Origin of the sequence: Mesorhizobium sp. M7A.F.Ca.AU.001.01.1.1 (assembly GCF_004022735.1) — a bacterium.
GTDB lineage: Bacteria > Pseudomonadota > Alphaproteobacteria > Rhizobiales > Rhizobiaceae > Mesorhizobium > Mesorhizobium ciceri.
In genome coordinates this window covers 1-5,329 of record NZ_RZPF01000470.1, presented here as the reverse complement: position 1 = coordinate 5,329, position 5,329 = coordinate 1, and the positions used below count along the sequence as shown (strand labels likewise).

Annotated in this window: 5 protein-coding genes and 1 pseudogene; 1 reads left to right on the top strand and 5 read right to left on the bottom strand. The window is 62.1% G+C overall.

The window, feature by feature from the left end; translation table 11 throughout:
- Positions 1-33: 33 nt before the first annotated feature.
- The 3 genes from EN884_RS24545 to EN884_RS24535 form a co-directional block, all read right to left on the bottom strand.
- On the bottom strand, positions 34-1,044 hold the full coding sequence (locus EN884_RS24545; RefSeq protein ID WP_013533645.1) for a magnesium and cobalt transport protein CorA: 1,011 nt from the start codon (positions 1,042-1,044) through the stop codon (positions 34-36).
- A gap of 90 nt (positions 1,045-1,134) precedes the next feature.
- Positions 1,135-1,860 carry a phosphate signaling complex protein PhoU gene (phoU, locus tag EN884_RS24540; RefSeq protein ID WP_013533646.1) on the bottom strand — a complete coding sequence of 242 codons (726 nt, stop codon included), beginning with the start codon at positions 1,858-1,860 and terminating at the stop codon, positions 1,135-1,137.
- Positions 1,861-1,972: 112 nt separating this feature from the next.
- Positions 1,973-3,238, bottom strand: coding sequence for an ATP-binding protein (locus EN884_RS24535; RefSeq protein ID WP_063170011.1), 1,266 nt, complete (start codon positions 3,236-3,238; stop codon positions 1,973-1,975).
- Between the two features lie 121 nt (positions 3,239-3,359).
- On the opposite strand from EN884_RS24535, the gene ppk2 reads away from it, so the two are divergent.
- The gene (gene ppk2 / locus EN884_RS24530; RefSeq protein WP_013533648.1) at positions 3,360-4,268 is read left to right on the top strand and encodes a polyphosphate kinase 2; all 909 of its coding nucleotides are present in this window, start codon (positions 3,360-3,362) and stop codon (positions 4,266-4,268) included.
- Between the two features lie 48 nt (positions 4,269-4,316).
- On the opposite strand, the gene EN884_RS24525 is transcribed toward ppk2, so the two are convergent.
- Together EN884_RS24525 and EN884_RS24520 are read right to left on the bottom strand one after the other, a co-directional pair.
- A complete protein-coding gene (locus EN884_RS24525) occupies positions 4,317-5,066 on the bottom strand; it encodes an enoyl-CoA hydratase-related protein (RefSeq protein ID WP_013533649.1) in 750 nt (249 codons plus the stop codon).
- A 14-nt stretch (positions 5,067-5,080) separates the two neighbouring features.
- Positions 5,081-5,329, bottom strand: a pseudogene (locus EN884_RS24520) (autoinducer synthase); the annotation flags it as partial.

Sequence of the window (5,329 nt, the reverse complement as noted above, 5' to 3'; positions counted from 1 at the left end):
TGCCCTACTGCCCTACTGCCCTACTGCCCTACTTCACAACCAGCCATTCTTCCTGAACCGCCAATACAGAAACGCGCAGATCAGCGCGATCGTGGCCAGAACCACCGGATAGCCGTATTCCATCTTCAGTTCCGGCATGTCGCTGAAGTTCATGCCGTAAATGCCGGCGAGCGCCGTCGGCACCGCCAGGATTGCGGCCCAGGAAGCGAGCTTCTTGGTGTTGGCCGTTTCCTGACTCTGGCCGACCAGCAAGCTCGCCTCGAAAGCGAATGCCAGCACCTCGCGCAGGCTGTCGATCTTCTCCTGAACGGTGCGGATGTGATCGGTGACGTCGCGGAACAGCGGATGCATGGCGGTGTGGATCTGCGGCAGCTCGGCGCTGGTCAGCCTTCGGCAGACTTCGACCAGCGGAAGCGCGGCATTGCGCAGGCGCAGGAGATCGCGGCGCAGCATATAGAGCCGCTCTATGTCGGGAGCGGTCATCGGCTTCAGCAGAACCTTGTCCTCGATCGCCTCGACCTCGTCCTCGATCTGCTCGAGCACCGGCATGTAATTGTCGACGATGAAATCGAGGATGGCATAGAGGACGAAATCCTCGCCCTTGGCCAGCGAGTGCGGGCAGCTTTCCCAGTGCTGACGAACGGCGGCATAGGACGTCGAGGGACCGTGCCTGACGCTGACTATGTAGCCTGAGCCGACGAACAAATGGGTCTCGCCGAAGGTGACCCGGCCCTCGATCAGCTGCGCGGTGCGGGCGACGATGAACAAGGCGTCGCCATATTGCTCGATCTTCGGCCGCTGGTGCGGGTGCTCGGCATCCTCGATCGCCAGCTCATGCAGGTGAAACTGCGCCTGGACGCGCAGCAACAGGTTACGGTCGGGCTCCAACAGGCCGATCCAGACGACGTGACCGGATTTTTTTGCCCATTCGCCGGCTTCCTCGATGGGAATGTCGGCGATGCGGCGGCCCGCGGTGTAAACGCCGCAAGCGATAATGCCGGATATCGGCGCAGGCGCCGGGGTCAGGTTCCGAACATTTTCCATCACGACCTCCCGGAGCAAATCCACGGACGAGGATAGAGGCAAAGCCCGGAAAGCTTATCGTAAATCGGGTGACGGTTCGAGAGGCGGCGTTCACTTCACCGGCTGCGTCTCGGAAAGGCTGATTTTGTCGGTCTTGTCGCCCTTGGGCCGCTCAGCCGGCAACTGATCGCCGGTGACGATGTAGTAGATGGTCTCGGCTATGTTGGTGGCGTGATCACCGATACGCTCGATGTTCTTGGCGCAAAACAGCAGATGCGTGCAGGGCGTGATGTTGCGCGGATCTTCCATCATGTAGGTCAGCAATTCGCGAAACAGCGATGTGTACATGGCGTCGATCTGGTCGTCACGATCGCGCACGAAGCCGATCTTCTCCACCGAACGGGACGCGTAGACGTCGAGCACTTCCTTGAGCTGGGTCAATGCCAGGTTGGACAGAGCCTCGAGGCCGCGGAACAGGCTGGTCGGCTGGCGTCCGTCGGTGACGGCGACAACCCGCTTGGCAACGTTCTTGGCGAGATCGCCAACCCGTTCGAGGTCGGCGGAGATGCGGATGGTCCCGACTATCTCGCGCAAATCCGCCGCCATCGGCTGACGCTTGGCAATGATGATGATCGCCTTGTCGTCGATTTCGCGCTGGCCCTCGTCCAGTACGGTATCGTCGCGGATGACCTTCTGGGCAAGGCCCGGGTCGGCATTGACGAGAGCGGTGACCGCCTGTTCGACCATGCGCTCGGCATGGCCACCCATCGCGGCGATGCGCTTCGACAGATATTTCAACTCCTCGTCATAAGCGCTGACGATGTGCACGGACTGCATGGCAAATGCCTTCCCACGGGGTGTTTTGATTTTGAGTCGTTTCCTCGAATCCCCGCTGATACGCTAGCCGGATGACAGAAAAAAGAAACAGTGCCCTTGAATTAGGGCGATATCAGTGCGCCGGCAAATGAACCGAGAATGCCGCGCCGTTGCCGACTTCGGACTTGATCGAAAGCCGGGCGTTGTGGCGCGTCAGGATATGCTTGACGATCGACAGGCCGAGGCCGGTGCCTTTCTGGGTCCGGCTGGTCTCGACATCGACGCGGTAGAAGCGCTCGGTAATGCGCGGAATGTGCTCCTCGGGAATGCCAGGGCCAAAGTCCCTGATCGTCACGTCGATGCCCGGCTCTGGTCCGGCATCGCTATGCGCTATGGATACAACCACGCGCCCACCCGACTGCCCGTATTTGCAGGCGTTTTCCAGGAGGTTCTCGAAAACCTGGAAAAGCTCATCGCGATCGCCAGGCACATGAAGCGGTCCGTCGGCGTAGCGCCGCTCGATGGCAACGGCGTTTTCGCTGGCCAGCGGTCCGAGCGAGTCGATGACGCTGTCGACGGTCTGGCGCAGGTCCACCTCGGTTCCCGGCTTCAGATAGGGTTTCATCTCGAGCCGCGACAGCGACAACAAATCGTCGATCAGACGCGCCATGCGGCCGGTCTGGCTCTGCATGATCTGCAGAAACTGGTCGCGCGCCGCCGCGTCGTTGCGGGCTGGCCCGCGCAGCGTTTCGATAAAGCCGGCGATGGAGGCAAGTGGGGTGCGCAGTTCGTGGCTGGCATTGGCGATGAAGTCGGCGCGCATGCGGTCGATCCTGCGCGTTTCGCTCTGGTCCTTGAACACCAGCACATAGAGATCGGTGGCGTGACCGACCGAGGACACGCTCACCCGGTAAGCCCGTTCGACCGGCAGCTTCTCCGTATAGTCGACGATATCGGAGGCGACATCGCCCGATAGCACGCCATCCAGCAGAGCCTGCATTTCCGGCGCCCGGAATTTCAGCGACAGCGACATGCCTGGCGCGATGCCGCCGAAAGCGGCGAAGGCGGCGGCGTTGGCATGGACGATGGTGGCAGCCCGGTCGAAGATGATCAGCGGATCGGCGACGGCGGCGGCCAGATATTCACCCGAGAGCCTCTGCAGGCCGGTGGCCTCGATGGCGGCTCCGCTGCCAGTGGATTGGCGCGCGCCGGCGGCCGGCAGTATTGCCGCTGCAAATAGCAACAGCAGCGCCGCGAGGACGACATAGGCTGAAATCCCGGCCAAGGCATAAACGGCGACGACCGCGACGACGCCGGCCGCAAGCAGCCAGCGGCTGTTCCACAGCCGTGCGGCCATGGTTTGCGCGATGCCTCTCTGCTCTGTGTCCAGGTCAGCCATCTGCCCGCGGGCCCGCACCCCATGCCTTCGCACCCGGTCCACGGTGGCGGAAAAACTTCCACTAGACCGTTCCGGAGGCTCCCCATAGCATGAGTCCGGAAGCTGGAAAGGGTTCGTCTCGATGAAAAAAGCCAAGGAAAGTCCCGCCGCGCCAACTTCGGGGCCGCTGAAGATCAGGATCGGCGGCAAGGAACGGGAGTTCGACATCGAAAACCCCGTGCTTCCCGACTGGGTCGAGGACAACAAGCTGACTGCCGGCGGCTATCCCTACGACAAGAAGATGAAAAGTGATGAGTATGACGAGACGCTCGAGAAGCTGCAGATCGAGCTGGTCAAGGCGCAGGCCTGGCTGCAGTCGACCGGCAAACGGGTGATGGCGCTGTTCGAGGGCCGCGACGCTGCCGGCAAGGGCGGCACGATCTTCGTGGTGCGCCAGTACCTCAATCCGCGCACGGCACGCAACGTGGCGCTGACCAAGCCGACCCCGACCGAACTGGGGCAATGGTACTACCAGCGCTATGTCGACCACTTCCCGACTTCAGGCGAATTCGTCACCTTCGACCGCTCCTGGTACAATCGCGCCGGCGTCGAGCCGGTGATGGGTTTCTGCACGCCGCAGCAGCACGAGCAGTTTCTCGACGAGACGCCGCATTTCGAGCGGATGATCTCCAACGAGGGGATTCACTTCTTCAAATTCTGGCTGAACATCGGCCGGGAAACGCAGCTCGAGCGCTTCCACGACCGCCGCTACAGCCCGCTGAAGAGCTGGAAGTTTTCGCCCATCGACGTTGCGGGCATCACCAAGTGGGACGACTACACCAAGGTGCGCGACACAATGTTCGAGCGCACCCACAAGGAATTCGCGCCGTGGATCATCGTACGGGCCAATGACAAGCGGCGCGCGCGGCTTGCGGTCATGCGGCGCATCCTGTCGTCTCTGCCCTATGAGGGGCGCGATCTCGAAATCATCGGCAAGGAAGACAAGAAGATCATCGGCGAAGGGCCGTCATTCCTGGGAAAACAGGATTGACGCTTTTTTGCGTCGCGCGGCAGGAACCGCGCGACGCAATCATGATGCTTAAGCCGCCAGCCTGGCGATACGCTGCAATCGCCGCAGCGTCGTATCATCCTGCAGCGCCTGCTGGAAAAGCGAGATCTCCTGATCGATGCGATCGCAGAGGGCCTCGGTGTTCCCCTTCAGCAGGCCGCGCGTCTGCAGCAGGGCGGCGACCGGCTTCTTGACGAGCTGTCTTGCCCGACCAAGGGCCGCCTCCTCGACGGTGCCTCCCGGCACGATCTCCGCGACCAGGCCGAGCGCCCTGGCATCTTCGGCGCGAAGCGTGTCGCCGAGGCAGAAGAAGCGGAAGGCACCGGCGTAGCCGAGCTTCTGCGGCGCCAGGATGCTGGTCGCCGCATCCGGCACCAGGCCGAAATCGACGAACGGCACCCTGAACGTGCTCTCATCGGACGCGATCACCATGTCGCAATGGAACAGGATGGTGCAGCCGACACCGACGGCATCGCCATCGACGCAGGCAAGGATGGGCTTTGGAAACGTCGCCAGCGTGCGGAACAGGTCGGTGACGGCGGCGATCAGTTTCTGGTGCTTGGTGGCGTCGAGGAATTCGGAGAAGTCGCCGCCCAGACAGAAACAGCCTGCCAGGCCGCGCAAGACGACGACGCGAACCTCCTCATTGTCGGCTGCTTCATGGAAGGTCCTTGCCAGGCTTTCATAGGCCCTCCTGTCCAGCACCGGCCGGCCGTCACTCGACGACACGGTGACCACCAGCGTGTGGTTGCGAAGTTCAGGTTGCGGATGTGTGCTCATGACTGTCTCCGATCTCATGACGCACGCCTTTGCCCGAGCATGTCGGGATATCCCCTGGCCAGCACGGGAGCAAAATGATTGCGGCGCGACCGCACCACATCGAGTGTGTGCTCGTTGAAGGTCAGCAAGGTGGCGACCACCTGCTGGTTGCCATAGGTGCGCTGATAGCCAAGCGGGGTCGCCAGGAAATGCAGTTGCAAGGCGCGCAGCACCCACATCGGCTCGAACTCGATGATCACCTTGTCGACGCCGCGCTTCAGCCC

Excerpts from the sequence above, each read along its gene's own strand:
- EN884_RS24525 (WP_013533649.1), bottom strand. The coding sequence starts at position 5,066 with ATGAGCACACATCCGCAACCTGAACTTCGCAACCACACGCTGGTGGTC.
- EN884_RS24535 (WP_063170011.1), bottom strand. The coding sequence starts at position 3,238 with ATGGCTGACCTGGACACAGAGCAGAGAGGCATCGCGCAAACCATGGCC.
- ppk2 (WP_013533648.1), top strand. The coding sequence starts at position 3,360 with ATGAAAAAAGCCAAGGAAAGTCCCGCCGCGCCAACTTCGGGGCCGCTG.
- phoU (WP_013533646.1), bottom strand. The coding sequence starts at position 1,860 with ATGCAGTCCGTGCACATCGTCAGCGCTTATGACGAGGAGTTGAAATAT.
- EN884_RS24545 (WP_013533645.1), bottom strand. The coding sequence starts at position 1,044 with ATGGAAAATGTTCGGAACCTGACCCCGGCGCCTGCGCCGATATCCGGC.